Source organism: Pedobacter suwonensis (assembly GCF_044762335.1).
Classification (GTDB): domain Bacteria; phylum Bacteroidota; class Bacteroidia; order Sphingobacteriales; family Sphingobacteriaceae; genus Pedobacter.
The window spans coordinates 104,318-125,768 of the sequence record NZ_JBIWEB010000002.1 but is presented as its reverse complement, the minus strand read 5'-3'; the positions used below and the strand labels follow the sequence as shown (position 1 = coordinate 125,768).

The 21,451-nt window shown below is 39.7% G+C and carries 13 protein-coding genes; 9 read left to right on the top strand and 4 right to left on the bottom strand.

Features of this window, described 5'->3' with window-relative positions; translation table 11 throughout:
• Positions 1-633: 633 nt before the first annotated feature.
• The 4 genes from clpB (at position 634) to ACIQXP_RS04125 (ending at position 7,323) form a co-directional block, all read left to right on the top strand.
• Positions 634-3,234, top strand: coding sequence for an ATP-dependent chaperone ClpB (clpB, locus tag ACIQXP_RS04140; protein WP_387504583.1), 2,601 nt, complete (start codon positions 634-636; stop codon positions 3,232-3,234).
• A 355-nt stretch (positions 3,235-3,589) separates the two neighbouring features.
• The gene (locus tag ACIQXP_RS04135; RefSeq protein ID WP_387504582.1) at positions 3,590-5,899 is read left to right on the top strand and encodes a M60 family metallopeptidase; all 2,310 of its coding nucleotides are present in this window, start codon (positions 3,590-3,592) and stop codon (positions 5,897-5,899) included.
• A gap of 129 nt (positions 5,900-6,028) precedes the next feature.
• The gene (locus tag ACIQXP_RS04130; protein ID WP_387504581.1) at positions 6,029-6,682 is read left to right on the top strand and encodes a hypothetical protein; all 654 of its coding nucleotides are present in this window, start codon (positions 6,029-6,031) and stop codon (positions 6,680-6,682) included.
• Between the two features lie 11 nt (positions 6,683-6,693).
• Positions 6,694-7,323: a hypothetical protein gene (locus ACIQXP_RS04125; protein WP_293741565.1), complete on the top strand. Its 630-nt coding sequence runs from the start codon at positions 6,694-6,696 to the stop codon at positions 7,321-7,323.
• 170 nt (positions 7,324-7,493) lie between these two features.
• Here the strand turns inward: ACIQXP_RS04125 and ACIQXP_RS04120 are convergent, their stop codons facing one another.
• On the bottom strand, positions 7,494-8,696 hold the full coding sequence (locus ACIQXP_RS04120; RefSeq protein WP_293741564.1) for an MFS transporter: 1,203 nt from the start codon (positions 8,694-8,696) through the stop codon (positions 7,494-7,496).
• 99 nt (positions 8,697-8,795) lie between these two features.
• On the opposite strand from ACIQXP_RS04120, the gene ACIQXP_RS04115 reads away from it, so the two are divergent.
• Both ACIQXP_RS04115 and ACIQXP_RS04110 read left to right on the top strand, forming a co-directional pair.
• Positions 8,796-9,344, top strand: a complete 549-nt coding sequence (locus ACIQXP_RS04115) for an NADPH-dependent FMN reductase (protein ID WP_387504579.1) — start codon at positions 8,796-8,798, stop codon at positions 9,342-9,344.
• A gap of 320 nt (positions 9,345-9,664) precedes the next feature.
• The gene (locus tag ACIQXP_RS04110; protein WP_090987768.1) at positions 9,665-10,267 is read left to right on the top strand and encodes an outer membrane beta-barrel protein; all 603 of its coding nucleotides are present in this window, start codon (positions 9,665-9,667) and stop codon (positions 10,265-10,267) included.
• Between the two features lie 299 nt (positions 10,268-10,566).
• Here ACIQXP_RS04110 and ACIQXP_RS04105 read toward each other — a convergent pair whose 3' ends face one another.
• On the bottom strand, positions 10,567-12,342 hold the full coding sequence (locus ACIQXP_RS04105) for an NPCBM/NEW2 domain-containing protein (protein WP_387504578.1): 1,776 nt from the start codon (positions 12,340-12,342) through the stop codon (positions 10,567-10,569).
• Between the two features lie 157 nt (positions 12,343-12,499).
• Positions 12,500-15,325: a S8 family serine peptidase gene (locus ACIQXP_RS04100; protein ID WP_387504577.1), complete on the bottom strand. Its 2,826-nt coding sequence runs from the start codon at positions 15,323-15,325 to the stop codon at positions 12,500-12,502.
• Between the two features lie 122 nt (positions 15,326-15,447).
• On the opposite strand from ACIQXP_RS04100, the gene ACIQXP_RS04095 reads away from it, so the two are divergent.
• Positions 15,448-16,284, top strand: coding sequence for a M57 family metalloprotease (locus tag ACIQXP_RS04095; RefSeq protein WP_293741553.1), 837 nt, complete (start codon positions 15,448-15,450; stop codon positions 16,282-16,284).
• 670 nt (positions 16,285-16,954) lie between these two features.
• Here ACIQXP_RS04095 and ACIQXP_RS04090 read toward each other — a convergent pair.
• Positions 16,955-19,462, bottom strand: a complete 2,508-nt coding sequence (locus tag ACIQXP_RS04090) for a S9 family peptidase (protein ID WP_387504576.1) — start codon at positions 19,460-19,462, stop codon at positions 16,955-16,957.
• 175 nt (positions 19,463-19,637) lie between these two features.
• On the opposite strand from ACIQXP_RS04090, the gene ACIQXP_RS04085 reads away from it, so the two are divergent.
• On the top strand, positions 19,638-20,519 hold the full coding sequence (locus ACIQXP_RS04085) for a polysaccharide deacetylase family protein (protein WP_387504575.1): 882 nt from the start codon (positions 19,638-19,640) through the stop codon (positions 20,517-20,519).
• A gap of 12 nt (positions 20,520-20,531) precedes the next feature.
• A complete protein-coding gene (locus ACIQXP_RS04080; protein ID WP_387504574.1) occupies positions 20,532-21,398 on the top strand; it encodes a polysaccharide deacetylase family protein in 867 nt (288 codons plus the stop codon).
• Positions 21,399-21,451: the final 53 nt, after the last annotated feature.

Here is a 21,451-nt window from a genome sequence, read left to right as displayed (position 1 = left end):
GCCTGCCCCGATTTTACGGGGAAGCAATCTTTATAACAAGGATCATTAGCGTTAAAGATTGCTTCGTCGTTCCTCCTCGCAATGACGACTTTTTTTAGGGAGTCTGTCAATGGTAGCCAGTCGAAGCACCATACAAAAGAATTATATCTTCAATATTTAAAAAAGTAGGTTCCTGTTCGTTTCGGTTACGGCAATCCAGCTATCCCTTCAAGTCCTCGCTACGCTCCGGGCTTTCCGTTTTATCAGGTTTGTAAAGCGATGATCAGGCGTTTTATATCACCATGCTCAACCTGCCACATTTTACTGCGATAAATACCGCGTTGGGGATTGTAAGGGTTCAGTACCGATCCTTCATCGGTACCGGAGCGAAGCGGAGCCCTGAGCCCGACTCTCTCCCGTATTTAACGGGATTGGGAACGCCCAAATTAGTTAACAGTCAAAGATTCTCAATATAAACCCATCTTTTAAAGATACTTCACTACGTTCAGGATGACAGTAAGCTAAAACAAGACAAATTTTCAGTATAAGCTATTAAAAATCAGTCATTTATTCATTTAAAACAACAACTTCACGACAAAATTTCCGATTTGAAAATCAAAATTAACATGGCATTTGTTTTGATTTAAAAGGGATATGAACTTCAACAATTTTACCATAAAAGCCCAGGAAGCAGTTCAACAGGCTTCTGAAATAGCCCAGGGCAACCAGCAACAGGCTATTGAAACGGCGCACCTGCTTAAAGGTCTGCTTACTGTTGATGAAAACGTGGTTTCTTATGTTTTAAAGAAATTAAACGTTAACCTAAATGTATTAAATCAAAATCTGGATGCAGAGATTGCCAGGTTCCCGAAAGTGAGCGGAAGCAATGTATATCTATCATCTAATGCCAATAGCGTTTTACAAAAGGCGCAAACATTTTTAAAAGAGTTTAAGGATGAATTTGTATCTGTAGAACATCTGTTACTAGGTGTCTTATCTGTTAATGATAGCACCGCTAAGTTGTTAAAGGAACAAGGCGTTAACGAGAAAGACCTTAAAAAAGCCATTGTAGCGTTACGTGGCGATAACCGGGTAACCGATCAAAATGCGGAAGCCACTTATCAGGCCTTAAGTAAATATGCACGCAATTTAAATGAATATGCGGAAAGTGGGAAGCTGGATCCGGTAATCGGTCGCGATGAGGAAATCCGCCGTGTGATCCAGATTTTATCGCGCAGAACCAAAAACAACCCGATACTGATTGGTGAACCTGGTGTTGGTAAAACCGCCATTGCAGAGGGTATTGCCTTTAGGATTATAAAAGGCGATGTGCCAGAAAACCTAAAAAGTAAAGTGGTTTATTCACTTGATATGGGTGCATTAATTGCAGGCGCTAAATATAAGGGAGAATTTGAGGAACGTTTAAAGGCCGTGGTTAAGGAGGTTACCCAGAGTGATGGCGATATTATCCTTTTTATCGACGAGATCCATACTTTGGTGGGTGCCGGTGGCGGTGAGGGTGCAATGGATGCGGCAAATATCTTAAAACCTGCCCTTGCCCGTGGAGAACTCCGCGCTATTGGTGCAACTACTTTAGATGAATATCAGAAATATTTAGAAAAAGACAAAGCTTTGGAACGCCGTTTCCAAAAGGTAATGGTTGAGGAACCAGATACCCAGGATGCCATTTCGATCCTCCGTGGGTTAAAAGAACGTTACGAAACCCACCATAAAGTAAGGATTAAAGATGAAGCGATTATTGCAGCCGTAGAAATGAGCCAGCGCTATATTTCTGATCGTTTCTTACCGGATAAAGCCATCGATTTAATGGACGAAGCTGCTTCTAAACTACGCATGGAAATGGATAGTGTACCTGAACATGTAGATGCGCTAGACCGTGAAATTATGCGATTGGAAATTGAACGCGAAGCGATTAAACGCGAAAAAGACGATAGAAAAGTTGCAGATCTTTCAGCAGAAATTGCTAACCTGTCTGCAGAGCGTGATGAATTTAAAGCGAAATGGCAAGGCGAAAAAGACCTGGTAGATGCAGTGAATAATGAATTGGAGCAGATTGAGCATTACAAATTAGAGGCCGAACAGGCAGAACGTGCCGGAGATTATGGCAAGGTTGCCGAAATCCGTTACGGTAAGATAAAGGAAGCCCAGGACAAGGTTGAAAAACTTAAAGCCGATTTAGAAAGCCAGCAAACCGATAGCCGCATGCTCAAAGAAGAGGTTACGGCAGATGATATTGCAGGTGTAGTTGGCCGCTGGACCGGTATACCGGTTACCAAACTGATTGCCAGCGAGCGCGAAAAGCTGTTGCACCTGGAAGAAGAACTACACCAGCGCGTAGCAGGTCAGGATGAAGCCATTGAAGCCATTTCTGATGCCATCCGACGTTCGCGTGCCGGTTTGCAGGATAAACGTAAACCTATTGGTTCTTTCATCTTTTTAGGTACTACCGGTGTGGGTAAAACAGAACTTGCCAAAGCCCTGGCTGAATTTTTATTCAACGATGAAAATGCACTTACCCGTATTGATATGAGTGAGTACCAGGAGCGTCATGCCGTGTCGCGATTAATCGGAGCGCCTCCGGGATATGTGGGTTATGATGAAGGCGGACAGTTAACCGAAGCCGTTAGACGCAAACCTTACTCAGTAGTATTGCTCGATGAGATTGAAAAAGCACATCCGGATGTATTTAACATCCTGTTGCAGGTATTGGATGACGGCCGTTTAACCGATAATAAAGGCAGAACGGTGAATTTTAAAAACACCATCATCATCATGACCTCTAACATTGGTGCACATTTAATTCAGGATAACTTCAAAGATTTGAGCGACGAAAACCGCGAAGAGGTTATTGCGAAAACGAAAAACGAACTATTTGAGGTATTGAAGCAGACCATTCGTCCGGAGTTTTTGAACAGGATTGATGAGCTGATTATGTTTACCCCATTAAACCGCAGCGAAATCAGAAATATTGTAAGCTTACAGTTTAAACAGGTACAGCAAACCTTAGCCGAAATGGGTATAGAGATGGATGCCAGTGATGAAGCTTTAGATTGGCTGGCACAACTGGGTTACGATCCGCAATTTGGTGCAAGACCGTTGAAGAGGGTCATCCAGAAAAGAATCCTGAACGAGCTATCGAAAGAAATCCTGGCAGGAAAAGTTGACAAAGACAGCAAAATTAAATTAGACATGTTCGATCATAAATTTGTGTTCCTGAATCAAAACGTTGATTAGTACATTCCGGTCAAATCCCGTCTCAATGAAATTGGGGCGGGATTTTTTGTTTTAAACTTTAAGGACTCAAAGAAAACAATTGAGGGACTGTATCATTAATTACAATTCAATAGGGTTTGTCACGTTGAGCCTGGCCTGTGCTGAGCTTGACGAAGTATCGAAACGCCTTGCAAGACATTTAAATAGGTCCTTTGACAAGCTCAGGATGACCATTCTATATTGATGCAACAGCCTCTTTTTTTTTACCAATATTATCTATAGAACTTAAAATATGATTTATTTAGCGTTTTTTAACATAAAGTGTGTTGCAGCAATAGTTTTAGATACTTAAAATTGCAGATATAACCGCCTGAAAATGAATCTAAAAACCACGCTTCTTCTTATTTTGGCCTGTCTTGCCATCCAAAGTTTCGCTCAAAAATTTCAAAAATCAGCACTTTTAAAAGGCATTAATACCTTACCTATGCCTGATACGGGAAAATTTGTTTCTGCGTTCTTTAGCACTAATGAACAACCTCAGATCATAGCCACACACAACCTTGCCCCACAAGTAGAAGTTTCGGCTACAGTAATCATAACAAGTAGCCTGGGTAAAGGACAGATTTTTGCCATAGGCTCATCCGAGTATTTTGAAAGCAAATTATTGGGTGATCAAAATGTTCAACATTTGTTAAAAAACATTATCCAATCGGCAAGAAACCATCCTAAGAAACTTAAAGTAGCCGTCACTAAAACTGCCGATGCATCATTGATCAATGCATTGAAAGCCAACAATGCTCAAGTTTACATCGCTGATAGCAGTAAAATACAACCAAATACCGACATTTACTTTTTAACCAATGATGTGAAGGATACGGCAGCGCTTAAAGTCATTGAAAAATATATCGCTAATGGTGGAAGTTTGGTTTATGGCTCCCCCTATCCATATATTTTCAAAGACAGAGATCCCAATAAATCATATTTAAATGATCTGATAAAAATAAATGCTTTATTAAGTAAGGCAGGAATATTTAATGCCTACACCATGTTTACGGCTGAGCATGCCAAAGATAGTTTGACGTTAACAAAAGAACCATTTTATCTTCATTTAAGGAATATTTTAACTGAGCTGGCAAAACCTTCTCCTAAACAGACCAGCCCCACCGAGTATGCTTATGGAATAGAGCCTACATTAGAGCTGGCTTTTTCGAATAATGCAGATACCAGTATTTTGATCAGGAAAATAAAATCGACACTTTCCATCAGCGATTCACTTCCGATACCAACACTAAACAAACCACTGGATATTTCCACTGCCGCTAAAAAAGCGGGCTATCAATTTTCAAAATATATTTATGAAAAATCTCACAATAAAGAAAATTCAAGCGATTTTGTCTATCCGGAAAGTAAGTCGTTTCCTGGAGAGGTACCCAAAAACGCCAGACGTAGCACAGAATTGATTGATATAGCCGTACAGGTAGGTTCGCAAGGCTTAGCTGATCCTTATCCAAATTATTTCAGGTTACACAGTACAGGCGTTTATGTTCCGGCCGGCGAAAAAGTGAGGATCGTGATCAACCCAAAATATAAAAGCCAATATTTAAAGGCACAGATCGGCATTCATAATGATGATTTAAGACATCTGGATCAGCTTGTAAGATCGGGTTTTGACCTAACCAGATCATTTGAACTGGAAAAAGATACCACAACCATTTTTTCACCATATGGTGGATTATTGTATATCAGAATTCCTGATAGTTCTACATTTAAATCGATCAGCATTATCGCAAAGGGTGTGGTAAAAGCGCCCTATTACAAACTGAAAAAAAATAAGCTGACAGAGTGGGCAAGCATTAAAAATAATCCTGCACCATGGACAGAACTAGCGACGGATAAAATTATACTTACCGTACCCACCTATCGCATTAAAAATTTGGAAAATCCTGACTCCTTACTAAATTTATGGGACCAGATAATGGATGCAGATGCCGATTTAGCCATCATTAGCCGTACCAGAACACATCCTGAAAGGATAGTCATTGATAATCAGGTTGCCTATGGCTATATGTTCACCGTCTGGGATAAAATTGTGGCCCCCAATGATGAAAGTTGCGCATTAATGCTTAATGAAAAAATGCTGAAAGAAAAAGGAAGCTGGGGCCATTTCCATGAGCTCGGCCATCGCCATCAATTTTGGGGGCTTGATATGGATGAAGTTGGTGAAGTAACCACCAACCTTTATACCATGTATGTATATGATAAGGTACTAAAAAAGGGCCTCTACAATCACGAGGGAATGGAAAGTAAAGATGAAGTAAAGCAGAAAATTGATAGTTATCTTCAAAACCAGCCTACCTTTGAAAAATGGGGAAAGGAACCCTTCACCGCTTTGTGCATGTATATCCAGCTTATTGAACATTTTGGATGGGAGTCTATCATCAAAGCCAATAAGATATACCGTGATATGGATCCGAGAAAATATTACGAAAACGAATTGAGCAACAAAGAACGGATAGATCTTTGGTTTACATCCATCAGTAAAGCTACGAATTCAGATTTATCATCGTTTTTTAAAATATGGAAAATACCTGTAAGTGAAAGCGTAAAAAAAGAGGCTAAAGTATATAAAACCTGGATTCCTGAAGAGTTCGCCACTTATCTGCCGTACCACACTGGCAATCATTAAATAACAACTCCCACAGCACTTATTTCTGTGGGATTTTTCGTTTAAAAATTAACTAACACAGCAGTTCATTTTTCTTGCTTTTTGTTTCGATAATGATTATTATTGATTACACACAAAAACACAAATAAAATGAAACCTAAATTAATCATTATGGCACTGCTATGCGCCATTAGTTGGCGCAGCTATGCCCAAACCGAAAAAGGCTCCGGCTTTATTGGCGGAAGCCTGAGTTTTGGAACCTCCAGACAAAACAACTCATCCCCCAGCTTAAACACTTTTACCTTAACACCAAGGGGCGGCTATTTTTTAGCCAATAATTTAGCCATTGGGTTGGAACTCCCCTTAAATCTTTCGAAGCTCAGGGGCGAAAACTATATCGCATGGAATAGTGAATACGGATATTACGAAGAACAGCGCGGCGTAAAAGAATTCAGCTTTGGTTTTTCTCCCTTTGTACGCAAATACATCGATGTTAAAGATCGTTTTAAGTTTTTTATGCAGGCCAACCTGCTCTTACAGATCAATACTTTTAACCGCATTGATGATGAAGGTTACCTGATCCGCACCGATGCTAAAATAAAAGGATGGGGTGCGAGCATTAGTCCTGGTTTTAGCTATTTCATATCTAAACATGCAGCTTTAGAGTTTTCCGTACCTGTGCTCTCATTCTTCCATCAAAATTATTATGCTGAAGAATCGCTTTACAACTATGATAAAACCAATAACTTAAAGCTCGCCCTACAAAATTTCACACCAACATTTACCTTCAATTATCATTTTTAACATTCAATAAAATGAAAAATAGATTTACCTGGCTAAAATTAATTGTTTTAAGCTTAGCCCTGCTTTTAACTTATCCATTTAATTTAAAAGCACAAACCGAAGCAAATACAGAAATAAAATATTACAGAAGCATTTTCCCCGAAGAAAACGGAAAGATCAAATCAATCGGCAACACCAATTTTGAATACTACAAAAGCATCTTTCCCGAAGAAAACGGAAAGATTAAATCCATTGGAGATAAAAAATTTGAATACTACAAAAGTATTTTTCCCGAGGAAAATGGTAAAATTAAATCTGTGGGTGATCAAAAAATTGAATATTTCAGAAGCATCTTTCCAGAAGAAAATGGGAAAGTCAAATCAATCGGAGATACGCCTATCGAATATTATAGAAGCATCTTCCCTGAGGAAGATGGAAAAATAAAATCAATTGGTCATGTTACGATCGAATATTACAGAAGTATTTTCCCCGAAGAAAACGGGAAGATCAAATCAATTGGCGGTGCTCAGATTGAATACTACAGAAGCATCTTTCCAGAAGAAAATGGGAAGCTCAAATCAATTACAGGTAAGATAGGCGGCGATGTCAATTTCTCTCCTACTGAACTTTATTACTTTATCCTGAATGCAAATTTAAAGTAAAATACAAACTATTCATTCTTATCACCAAACACCGATCTAATAATAAGGTCGGTGTCTTTTTTTTAACACTGATAATCAAAACATTCCTATTCGATAACTATCGGATCGGGTTGGGAATGACGATCTTTTGCAGTACTCCGATCGTTAAAACTTCCTGTCATCACATTATTTTATCTTTTCTTCGTTTCTATATTCGGCAAAAAGCCAGTCAGCAACCCAATCAAAGGTAAAAAGGCACAAACATTAAATACATATTCGATACTGGTAGAATCTGCCAGTTTACCCAATAAGGCCGATCCTATGCCCCCCATACCAAAGGCAAAGCCAAAAAACAAACCTGCAACCAAACCTACCTTCCCGGGGATTAATTCCTGTGCATAAACCAATATGGCAGAAAAAGCCGAAGCTAAAATCATCCCGATGGGAACGATAAGGACGCCGATCCAGAACAAACTGGCATGCGGAAGCAATAAAGCAAATGGCGCGGTACCCAATATAGATACCCAGATAACATATTTTCGTCCTATCTTATCTCCTATTGGTCCGCCCAGTAACGTCCCGGCAGCTACCGAGAATAGGAAAACAAACAAATAAAGCTGTGAGGTTTGTACGGAAACCTTAAATTTATCGATCAGGTAAAAGGTAAAATAATTCGTTAAACTCGCCATATAAAAATATTTCGAAAAGATTAATAACAGTAAAATACACACTGAGAAGATCACCTTTCCTCTTGAAAATTGATTCACAACGGCTTGAATATTGATCTTTTTACTTCTCGAAAGCATAAAACCCTTGTACCAATTGCCAACATAGGTTAAAATAACAATGGCCAAGAGCGCAATAACCGAAAACCAGATGACGCTGATCTGCCCATAAGGCACAATAATCCAGGCGGCTAACAGCGGACCCAAAGCACTGCCTGCATTACCGCCCAACTGAAAAACCGATTGTGCCAGTCCCCTTTTCCCTCCAGATGCAGCATGTGCCATCCTTGAGGCTTCGGGATGAAATACCGATGAACCGATGCCGATAAAAGAAACGGAAATTAATATGGTGTAAAAATGGCCGGATAGCGAAAGCGAAATCAAACCAAGCAGGGTAAACCCCATGCCTATCGCCAGTGAATATGGCTGAGGTTTTTTATCGGTGTATAAACCCACAAAAGGCTGTAACAGTGATGCGGCTAATTGAAAGGTTAAGGTAATGAGCCCGATCTGCGAAAAACTTAAGCGATAGCTGTTTTTAATGATGGGATAAATTGCCGGAATTAACGACTGTATGGTATCATTTAACAGATGCGAAAAACTTAAGGCAAAAAGTATCGGGAAAACGGTTTTTTCGATGATGGCAGTAGTAGATGTATTTTCAGTCATAGCGGGTAGCTTATCTGCCAAAATTAGCGATTATATTTTTTAAGGGTATGGGTTGCTTTGCAAAACCAAACATTTTGATCGAGTGCTGGTTTTATAACCATGGAAAAAAACAAAAAAATTGTTGGCTTATGTGGAAGCTTAAGGAAAGGCTCTTACAATGCCATGTTACTTAAAGTTGCAGGCAGTTTAATACCGAAAGATATTGAATTTGAAATCGTTGGTTTTGATGACCTTCCAGTTTATAATGAGGATCATGATCTACCTCAGGTGGAAGAAAGACCAGCAAGTGTGGTAAAATTCAGGGATGCCCTGGCTACCGCAGATGCCTTTATTATTGTTTCTCCTGAATATAATTATTCCATTCCCGGGGGATTAAAAAATGCAATTGATTGGGCCAGCCGTGGAAAGGACTCACCATTGATGCATAAACCGGTTGCCCTGATGGGTGCAACGCAGGGCATGTGGGGCACAGTTAGGATGCAAGCTGCATTTTTACCTGTTTTTACTTTTTTAAATATGAATCCGGTTTTGCAGCCAGAAGTTTTGATTGCCCAGGCTCAAAATAAATTTGATGAGGATGGGAATTTAAGTGATGAAAAAACCATTTCCATTATCCAAAAGAAAATAGATAACCTTATCGGCTTGTAAGGTTTAACTAAACCTTACAAGTTACTTTAAAACCTGCCATTTCTGCCACCTCAATATCTGACATTTCTACAAAAAAAGTCAGATTGTCAATTTGTCACACCTAAAAAATTAATCAATCGATTGATTTTTCGTCACACGAAAATAATATTGAATTAACACTGAATTTACATCTGTTTGTAAGCTAACAAGTTACCCAAAAACTGATTTTTTGATGACTTTAACAAAGCTTTTTGGCATAAGTGTTGACTTTTAGGCAAATATAGTCAGAAATTAAAATAGTAAAATTGACTATATTTTTATAACAAATAAATCATAAAAAGATGAAAAAATTATTATTATCTTTAGTAGCAGTAGCTGGTTTAGTTTATGGTGCACAGGCACAAACTGAAAAAGGAAATTTTATGTTAGGTGGTAATGTAGGTGTAAATTCTACAAAAGTTGATGGCGCTCCGAAAGCAGATTTCAACTTCAGCATAGTACCTAGTGTTGGCTATTTTGTGGGCAACAACTTTGCGATCGGTACAGGTGTTGGTTACGAATACGATAAAAAAGTAAGCAACAGAACACAGACTGGCGCTTTTAAAGTTGCCCCTTTCGGACGTTATTATGTAGGTTTATCAGACCAGTTTAAATTCTTCGGACAATTATCGGTGCCTTTGGCTTTTGGTGAGTTAAAAGCAACTGATGCCAATGGTGATAACGCGGTTAAATTAGGTACTACCACCAATATCGGCGTAGAACTTGCTCCAGGTTTTGCTTTCTTCCCAACCAAAAAAATCGGTATTGAACTTTCAGTTAGAGGTTTAAGCTACGACAATTATACTGTTAAAGCTGAAGGAACCGGTGCTAAAGCTAAAACCAATACATTTGGCTTAAACGCTGATACTTTTGCACCAAGATTGGGTGTTCAGTTCTACTTTTAATTAATTCTCCCTCGGGAGGCAATTATTAAATGACTTTTTTTCAGAGAGCGTCACGGTTGAACATCGTGACGCTTTTTGTTTGTTGTACCATTCGGTAAAATGAACCTGATTTTTTGCTGATCCGGCAGAGGAGAATTTGGTAGCTGTCCGTCCATCCGTTCCGGAATGGTTTCATTCTGATAAGTATTCCATGCAAAAACAGGTCTGAATTAAATGAAAGCAATAGCAATCATCTACTTTTGATCGGTTTCAAAAGTGATGATGATCCCCGATCCGTTTGGTGAACCAGCAATAACCGCTTACCGGTTAAGTAGTGGATTAAGCCAGATGGCCCATGAATTGTGGTTATGCCCTCCTGTTCCTTCGGCGCGAAGCTCGATTTTATTTATATTCTCAATACTGATATCTATCCGGTTCTGCTCTCCAACTCTTAACGCCGGCGATCGGTAAAGTTCTTTACCATCGCCGATAATGGTAAATCTTGCCGACCCTTGCTGGTGGGCATAATCTCTCAAACCTACAATAGCGGAAAACCTTGTCCATTTTTTATTTAACAGGAACAAATAAACAGACGGCGAATGCGCAAATAATCCCTTTTCATAAATCTGACCCCGGTTAGCAAGAAAAAAAACATATTCCGACTCGGTAGTAAAATAATTACGTGCAGGTTTTTCCCAACCCACGCTGGCAAGCTCCCACTTCGCGTCTGAAAGGTAAAGACTATCACCTGTATACGTTGCAGGATCGACAGGCGGGATGGGATTAATCACACTTTCAAGGATGCTAAGCTTTTTATTTATTTCCCCGGTCTTCTGCATTACGGATAAACGGCTATATAGTTCTTTGACTTCTAATGCCTTTCCTGTTGGAATTTCCATCACCTCTGCATGGTTACGCCCCACCATAAAAAGTTTGTAAAAAGGATATACCATCCCATTAGGAAGCATAAAGATTAAATACATCCGGTAGTTCCCTTCTTTCCATTTTTTTAATGGTACAGCGATCGATCCAGTACTGTTAACGGGGTAAATAGTACTTTCATTGAAATATTCTGTTTCATTCAAAGGACTAATCAGCACTGAAAGGGCATAAGGTGTTAAATTACCGGCAATACCGGCTTTCAATAGGATGCCATTATCAGTATAGTTGCAAGAAATGTGATTTAATGACAGTTGTGTATCAGTCTTACTGTATTTAGCATATCCGGTAAATACGGGGTGACTGAGCAGCTGCAGTATTCCGGCGGCTGAAATATAAGAAGTCTGGGTATCGCCCCAAACGCTTCCCTTAAAATGGCGGCTTCCATACTCTCCCATTAAGGATATTGATGACGGCTTCAATTCGGATGGATTACCAAAATCGTGATGCAGGCCAAACATGTGTCCCATTTCGTGAGCAATCCCCCCTATATACCAGCTGTTAAACTCCGCTATACTGCACTCCCTGTCGGCCCTGCCTGGTTCAGCGTACTTAATCCGGTTCACCTTATCCGTTAGTAACGTTGGATCGAGCAGTGAGCAATCGGCGGCAAAGCTTACTCCGTTAACTGATGAACCAATTCCCATATAAGGCGAGTCAAAAACATAGGTTGTACTATCTTTCCTATAATATAACCCGGTTATGATCAGCACATGATCTTTGTAAAAATCAATTTTGTCACCTGCTTTGTTCGATATTTCCGCTTGCAGCTGATAAGCGGAATTGACATTATAGCTTTTTGAATCGAAATCTCCTTCAACTGCAGTGAGCATATATTTATTCCCTGATTTCTCAAAGTTTACGCCATCGGATTTTATTCCATACCGCTGGAACTCGTCTCTGTAAAAATCACTCACCGCGCTCAATACGCGGTTTAAGCGCTCTTCCCAATTAGCGGATAGCTTTTGGCCTTTTCCATAAAAATACACCACCTTAACTACATTATTAGCTTTCGGTGTGTCCTTATTATAAGTTTTAATTATATTTTTTGAAGCCGATATTATACTTTGAGCAGTTTGAGGTAGCTGCGAATAGCCATTGATGGCAAGGAAGCAGGAAAGGACTACAATTATTACTGATTTGATTTGGAGAGTCATTAAGAAAGTTGATCTGGTTTATCGCTAATGTAGTAAAAAATATCAGCACCCATGTCGACTAATATTTTACCCCTATTGGCTAGCGGCTTAGCGTGGCACTTCTTAAGTTGTTACATGCGGATTATTACGGTTTGACCGAAAACAAGTTTTATATTAATTACTTCTTAATCAGCTTAAATTTTTTCAGTTGTTGCCCATTTTTATTGATCACACCCACATATACCCCTGTTGATAAAGCATTAAGTGCAAATTTATTCGAACTGGTGGCTTTTTCTTCAAAAACTTTCTGACCTAACATGTTAAAGATAGACAGGCTGTAATCTTCAAATGAACCGCTCAGAATTGTTAAATAATCGGTTACCGGATTAGGAAAAAATGAAAATTCATTTTCTTTCAGGTACACTACCGATACGAGATCGCTCTGTACCTGACCGCTGGCCGTTTCGAACGTAACACGGTAAAACTGGATTCCGGTTTTTGGCTTATCATCAAAAACCGTATAATCCAGCTGATTTGAAACGGGCCTGGTTTGCTGCAAAACACTAAAAGTATTTGGGCCGGTCTGTTTTTCCCAGATGATGTTCTTTATATCCAAAGTGGTACCCACACTCAGTTCAATTTTTACCCGTTTATCATCGGTTAACGAAGCAAACAAATTTCTCACGTAACAGGCAATGCCCTGCTGGGTATAATCGATGGTATAACTTTTTAAACCCGTAAAACCCACACCATTTGCCGCCACGGCAAAGTAATTACTATTGATTTTGCCGGCATCAAGCTTAACTATGGTATCAGCAAGCGTTAAAACAGGTGAAAGGATATTATCAGTAATATTATACAATGTATAGTCCTTTGCTCCGGGCTGTGGGTTCCAGCTGAGTACCAGGCCATCTTTACAGGCATAGCCAACGTTCAACACCCTCGGACGGGAAATAACAAACGACTGACTCAGTATGACCTTACCTTCGACTTCCATTTTTACCATGGCTTTAACAAACAGGTTTGGTGGAACCCAATGGTGAAAACCTTTACTTAAATCAACACCGGCGGCAATAGATTTCCAGGTATTACCTTCGTCATAGCTAACAGACAGGTTTCCTGTTTTACCCGTATATGTATTTTCCCATCGGATATAGTTATCTTCATTAGCAAAAAAATATTCGTTTTTCACAGGACTAACAAAGGAAAAATCATTTTTGAATGTGTAACGATAAGCCAATGCGAAAGGTTGATTATTGCCCTGTTTAATCCGATCTCCTTTAACATGAATAGTATAAGTACCAGCAGATGGTTGATTGAGCGTAACCTGTTGAACGTTATTGAGAAGATCGGCCTTACGCACCGCGGGTTTTGAAAGGGAATCTAAATGAGGAAAGCTGCTTAATACCCAGGGAAGCATCAAATTCCCTGCAGGTGTTTCCAGGCTTAAATCCAATCCATTAACCAGGCTTTGTGCAGCATTTACAATAGCAGGAGGATCATTCCAGGCAATAGTCAGCTTTACTTCCTCCACATTAACGGGAATAGTTAAGGGGATCAGTAAATCCTGGTTTTTGGCTACCTCATACAGTGATGCCCTGTTTTCGTCTAAGGTTTTTAAAGACTGGCTCACGTTTAATTTTCCGTAACCATACACAAAATCGACCTGTGCAGTACCTAAATCATCAGCAGAATTGATTAAGGTTGCCCTGATGAGCGAAGCAGATGCCGCTTTTTTATATTTCTGCTGATAAAACTGTTCTACCAATGCAACAGATCCACTGGTAATGGCTGCAGCCCCCGATGTTCCGTCTTCGCCCAGGGCAACCAATTCAGGTTTTACACGTCCATCGTAAGCAGGCCCCTTGCTGCTCAGGTTTTCAGCCATATTTTCTCTATTAATCCCTCCTATCACCAATAGATTTTTCGCCTGTTTAAAATTGCCCGTTAAATTGGCCCGGGCTGCTATACCCTGATAAAACCCTGCAGATGGTGTGGCGGTACCTTTATTTCCAGCCGAGAAAACATGAATCAAGGTATCGGTTTCAAAAATCTGTTTATCGTATGCCGCAGCCTCCATTCCATAATCGTTATCGATATCAGTCCCATAAGAATGATTTTGAACATTAACCCGAAGCCTGTTTAAATCGGTAGCCAGATCGGGCATTAAATTTGCGAAATCAGAATAGGCCAGTCTGGCCTTTGGTGCTGCACCCAGTCCACGGATAAAGGAATTACCATTCCCTAAAGCAAGGGTAGCCATAATGGTAGCATGGGTAGTTGGCGTTTTACCAATAGTGGCCCCCACAACGATTTTCCCGATTAAGTCAAGATCAGCAGCATCATACATTCCTTCTTTAAAGGACACATTTATACCAACACCATCGATACCAGGATAAAGGCTTCGGGCGTTAGAGATCTGGTTAAGGGTAAGGTCGAGACCGTTGATTACAACCTCCTCCTTAGCTACAGGCAAAACATCTGCATATAAGAGATCGCCAAGCTCCAGCAAAAACATTAAATCTTTTGGCGAGAGGTAGGCTGTACAGATGTGATTGATGTTATCGATTGATTTTATTTTTAAACCTGCCAGCGCCACTGGTAGCGGATTTACATTTTTAAAGGCTAACCGAACCAGGATAGAATCATTCCTTTTACTGCTTTTATTGAGCACTTTCATCAGTCTGTCACTAACTTTCCAGAGCCCATTAGCTTGTTCCTGATCAATGATACTGTTGGAAAAGTTAGAAACACTCGATTTTTCGACGATAAAATGGTCACCAGAGAGCATTTTTTGGGGCTTTAACCGCTGAATTTCTTCAGCTGTTAACACCTGTTTAAATCTTACCAAAATAGACTGACCATCACTTAATTTTGTAACACTACCCGTTTTTGAAATATATTTTTCATTTTTTTTATCTATTCCACCAGGTTGTATCTGTGCGTTTAAACTAAAAACAGACAGACAATAACATAAAACTAAAAATACAGTAATGACTTTCAAAAAATATTTTATTATAAAATTTTGGTTACATGATATATCTTCCCTAAATTAGGATTTATAAGGTAATCCACAAATATTATTAACTAACTTATTCAACCTAAACTAATTTTATTCTAACTAAGATGAAAACAACCAACTTTTTATCGATTGCAGCCGCCTGCATTCTACTCACAAACCTATACTCTTGTAAGAGTAATAATACAGAAAATGCCGTAGAAAATAAGAGCGAAATTTCTGCAAGCAAATTATCACAGATCAAATCACTCGGTTTCAGTACTGACAATATCCGTAAAACAGATGAAGGATATCTGGTAGAGGGAGATATTCTTTTAACCGACGACAATTTAGCTGAGCCTTCTACCGGGGCAAATCTAAATATCGCTGAAACAGAACAGTACAGAACCACAAACATTGTAAAATCGTTGCCACGTGTAATTACGGTATCGGTAACCAACCTGCCTCAGGTATATAGCGACGCGGTGAACACCATGATTTCGAGATACAACTCGCTGGGTTTACGCATCACTTTCCAAAGAGCCAGTGCAGGTACAACCGGAAACATTAATGTTGTAGGTTTTAACGAAGGTCCGAGCGGTGGTTTTATTACCTTAGGCTCTGCCGGTTTCCCTACTTCATCAGGCCAGCCATTTAATCAGATCAGAATGAACACCAATTCAGCGGCCTATGGTTCAAACCCTAATTTATTATATCTGGCTTCTGTAATTCAGCATGAGGTTGGCCATTGCATTGGTTTCCGTCATACCGATTACATGAACCGTGCCTTTAGCTGTGGTTCTAGTGGTGCCGGCAATGAGGGCGCATCAAACGTTGGCGCAGTAAGAATACCAGGAACACCTGCCAATCCAGATGCAGCATCATTCATGCTGGCCTGTTCAAACGGCGGCAACCGTACTTTCAATGCTAATGATGTTATCGCTTTAAATTACCTTTACCAATAAGATCAAATAAAAGGATTACCTTAAATAAAAAAAAGCCTTCTGATTTGATCAATCGGGAGGCTTTTTTTATTTAAAGAGAGTAAAGATGATCGAAAGTTAACGGACCATACGCTACAAAAGTCAGGTTTTAGTAATATTGAGTTTGGAGCGCGCAGCCAATGCAAAACAGTTAATTTCTTCCCGTTTTACGCTTATACGCTTCGGTGCCTCGTGCCTCGTTGCTGCAGGGTATCACTTCAACCGGGGCTAAGTGGCCAGAACGGTTCGTGAAGACACGAACCACGGCGGAGTGAAAAAAAAATTGATACTGAACGGTTTTATCGGGAGCACAAACCCCATTTATATAAACCTGATAGCGCCAGATAGCTCCCGATTTAGAATAAAATTGTATTTAAAAAGATTCGATCGGGACTATGGGCAATAGCAGGACTGAAATAACCGAAGAACCACCGGAGCCTGCTTTCCCTGAAATCAAAATTGATGGAAAATAAAATGGTTGGTGAAGACACGAACCATCGCGGAAACGATACCAATTCCCTAAAACATTAAATAATTTATAAGTGGTTCGTGAGGACACGAACCACGGTTTTAGTATTATTTTTTCAACAAAGAATCCTAACGCAGATAATAATCCCGATCTGTGATCATCTTTTTCATCTGTGGTTAATCATCACTTTCCGTTCTGCTCAATATCCCGGTCCATTTCTACCAGATCAACATCGCTCGGTTCAGAAAAATCACCAATTAAATATTTGTTGAAATGATCAGCCAGTTTCCAGAAAGCATATTCTGTCATATCACCAAAACCATGGCGCTGCCCCGGAATAATCAGGAAATCGAACCGTTTACCTGCTTTCATTAACGCATTGGCTACCCGGATCGAGTTTGCCGGGTGCACATTGTTATCTACGTCACCATGCATCAATAACAAATGTCCTTTCAGGTTTTTTGCCAGATCAGGATTTTTATCAATGCTGTATTTAAATGATGTATCGCCTTTTAAAGAGATGGTTTCCTTAACACCATGGTGTTTTTCGCTCCACCAGCGGTTGTAAATGCTGTTATCATGATTTCCGGCATTCGAAACCGCCGCCTTAAAGAAATCGGGATATACCAGCATGGCGGCGGTAGACATAAAACCACCACCCGAGTGACCGGTAATACCCACTTTTGATTCGTCGATAAATGAATATTTAGCGGCAAGTTGCTCCACAGCTGTTTTTTTATCCGCTAAACCATAATCGCGCAGGTTGCCATAACCGTAAGTATGGTACCATTTAGACCGTGATGGATTTCCGCCGCGGTTGCCCACGGTAATCACGATGTAACCAAACTGAGCCAAACGTTCAGTGCGGTCCATACTTTTGCTGAAAGCTTTATTTACCGCTTCGGTTTGTGGCCCCGGGTAAACATATTCAATGATTGGGTACTTTTTATTGGGATCAAAATCGAAAGGTTTATACATCACGCCATACAGATCGGTTATCCCGTCATCAGCTTTTACTTTGAAAGGCTCAGGAAATTTGTAACCCGCTGCCATGAGCAAGGAAAGATCAGTTGTTTCCAGATCCATTACTTTTTTGCCCGTTCCATCATAAAGTGTGGCTTTTGGTGCTGTATTTACCCTCGAATAGTTATCTACAAAAAAAGTGTTGTTATCATTCATATTCGCCAGGTGATCAAAGTCACCGGCATTTAATAATTTCATATTCGAACCATCGAAATGGATGCTGTATAAATGTAAGTAATAAGGATCTTCTTTGCCTTCCCTACCATTGGCCGTAAAATACAGTATGCGTTTTTTCTCATCGATATTAACAATACTTTCGCAGTGGAAAGCGCCCTTTGTAATCTGATTTTTCAGTTTTCCGTTTTCATCAAAAAGATAAAAATGTGCCCATCCATCTCGTTCACTCCAGTGAATCAGCTCTTTACCATCGTTAACCAAACCCGGGCGGTTAACTTCGACATAAGTATTAAAACGTTCATCAATTAGCGGGGTAACCTTTCCCGTGGCAATATCAACAGTACCAATGTCGATCCGCTTTAAATCTCGGCTGGTACGCGAAAAATAGAATCTGTTATTGTTACCTAACCAGATAGATGGACGGAATTCGTTATCACGGTCTTTATTTAAGGCTGGTTTGCTCCAAACGGATACACTTTGATCTTTAAATGCAGATACATTTAGTTTTTTATAAGATTTTGCGGAAAAATCGAACAATAAAATTTCATCCTGAGGAGCTTCGGACTCTCCGGGCATCTGGTATTTATAAGTTTCTAAAGTGGGGCGGCCAGGTGTAACGCTGTTGATCACCCAAAGGTCTTTTACCTTACGCGAATCGGTGCGGTCTAACACAAAATATTTAGAATTTGGCGACCACAGCACATAAGCACCGCGGCGTTTCTTATTGTTTTTTTCGTTCTCCACATTGTTCTCGCCATCGCCGTCACTTCCATAAGAATAGAATTTAACCCCATCTTTAGTAAGCTGATGCTCTACAATGGTACTATCTTCTTCATTTTTAACTGCTTTTTTGTAGTTTTCTTTATCCATCCAGTACAAATTATAATTGCGGGAGAAGATAATGGCTGAAGAATCGGGTGCTACAGCCCCCCATGATGGTTTAGGCTTCGGTTTACTGAAATTTGGCACCTCGGTTAATTTTGCACTTGCCAGCTCGTATTTGAAAGAAAATATTTTCTTCTGCATAGAATCCGCAGCTTTTTTATCTTTTCTGTCTTTTTTCAACTCATCAACCGTGCTTTTGATTTCGAAAGAAATACTTTTTTCGTCAGCTGCAAATTTTAAATTCTCAAGAGGTAAATGTTCTGCATCAAATGGATCCCGCACAATCAGCGTAATGTCTGCAGCCAGTTTAGCATTATCAAACATTAATTTTTTGCTTTTGGCAGCAGGATCTACCAGGTACCAGAATTTTCCCTTCGGACTTTCAAAAGTATACCAGAAACGGTTACTCAATTTTAACCAATGCGGATCTACAGCAGTAGAATACACCATTTTTTTCAACTTATTTGGCGAAAAACGCGAAGCAAGCTGATAATTTGCTTTTGGCTGTGGCTGAATGTTTTCGGTTAGGGTAAATGTTTTATTTTGTGCTGCAACAGTTAGTGACAAAAACTGTGCGCCCAGCAGGAATTTGTAAAGTTTCTTCATTAAAATTTGTTTGAGTTGCTAAATTATTTAATTAAAGGATATTAAGCAGGCTTTGATATGTAATAAATGCGATAGTTACTATAATTTCTTACAACTAAATTAATTATTAACACAATTTATTTTGATAGATAAATAATTGAGGGATTTTATAGTTTTGTACCCATATATACTAACAATGAAATACAGCTTTTTAACCTTAATAACAGCCGGTGCAATCTTATTGTCCAGCTGCCAATCTAAATCACAAACAGACAGTTCTACAGGAAAAGATTCGACTGAGAAAACAACACAAACCAGCGAAAATTCCAAAGCTGCTGCCATTGATGTTTCAAAAATAAAAGTGGCTGATGCTAAAACCATCCTGGCCAGAAAACAAGTCCCGATTTTATGTTACCACCAGGTTAGAAACTGGAAACCAACTGATGGCAAGGTAGGCAAAGATTATATTGTAGAAATCCAGAATTTTAAAGACCAGATGAAAATGCTGGCCGATAGCGGTTACCATACCATTTTACCCGATCAGCTTTACGCCTACCTCAATACGGGTGCCCCCCTACCGAGTAAACCCATTATGTTAACCTTTGATGATACCGACATGGACCAGTTTACCGTTGTGCGCCCAACCTTAGAAAAACTGGGCTATAAGGCGGTTTATTTCATCATGACCGTTTCGATCGGCAGAAAAGGCAAGTTTGTGGATTATATGACGAAAGAGCAGATCAAACAACTTTCAGCTGAAGGAAATGTGATCGGAAGCCACACGTACGACCATAAAAACTTTAAAAAATACGCCGGTAAGGACTGGGAAGAACAGTTAGATAAACCAACCAAAAAACTGGAAGAAATTACGGGCAAAAAAATGACCGAATTTGCTTATCCATTTGGTTTATGGAATGCAGAGGGTATCCCCGAGCTTAAGAAACGCGGCTTCAGGATGGCCTTCCAATTATCAACCAAACGTGATGAAAAAGATCCGCTGTTTACCATCCGCAGGATTATTGCCAGTGGTTACTGGTCGCCAAAGACGTTAAGCAACAGCATCAAGAATAGCTTTTAAATCAATATAGTCATGATCAAAAGTTCTCTGCTCTATGCTGCAGTTTCTTCGCTACTTTTAACGTCGTGCCAGCCGTCAAAGGCTTCAAAAGAAAAAGTAGCGGTTAGAAATGCTTCCGAAAGGGTTAAAATAGATTCTGCAAACACCAAACCGGCCGATAATAAAACCATTTTGGCCCGCAGAGAGGTACCCGTTCTGTGTTATCACCAGATCAGAAACAATATTGCCAGCGATAGTAAAAGGGCACACGATGATATTATTGCGCCCGATAAATTCAGGGAACACATGAAAATGCTGGCCGATAGCGGCTACCATTCTATTCTGCCTGATCAATTGTATAATTACCTGGTTTATGGTGCCAAGTTACCTGAAAAACCCATCATGATCACGTTTGACGATACGGATCAAGATCAATTTACAGTTGGCAATGCTACACTGAAAAAATATGGCTTTAAAGGCGTTTATTTTATCATGACGGTATCCATCGGCAGAAAAGGACGGATCAATTACATGACCAAAGAGCAGATCAAACAACTGTCTGACGAGGGAAATACCATTGCCAGCCATACCTACGACCATAAAAATTTTGCACAATTTACTGATGGGGATTGGAAAACCCAGATTGATGAACCCACAAAAAAACTGGAAGAAATTACCGGCAAAAAAGTAGCATATTTTGCATTCCCTTATGGTGTTTACAAATCATCTACCCTGCACAAGTTAAAGGAACATGGATTTAAGGCTGCTTTTATCCTGTCGACAGCTAGAGATGAAAATTATCCGCTTTACACCATCAGGAGGATAATTGATCCGGGAAGATACACGGCAAAAAACCTCTATTACAGCATCAATAAGAGTTTTAATAAAACAAAATCTTAGTAAAGGGGTTAAATACTAAACGTTGAAATGTTTGAAGGTGAAAAAGTTGACTG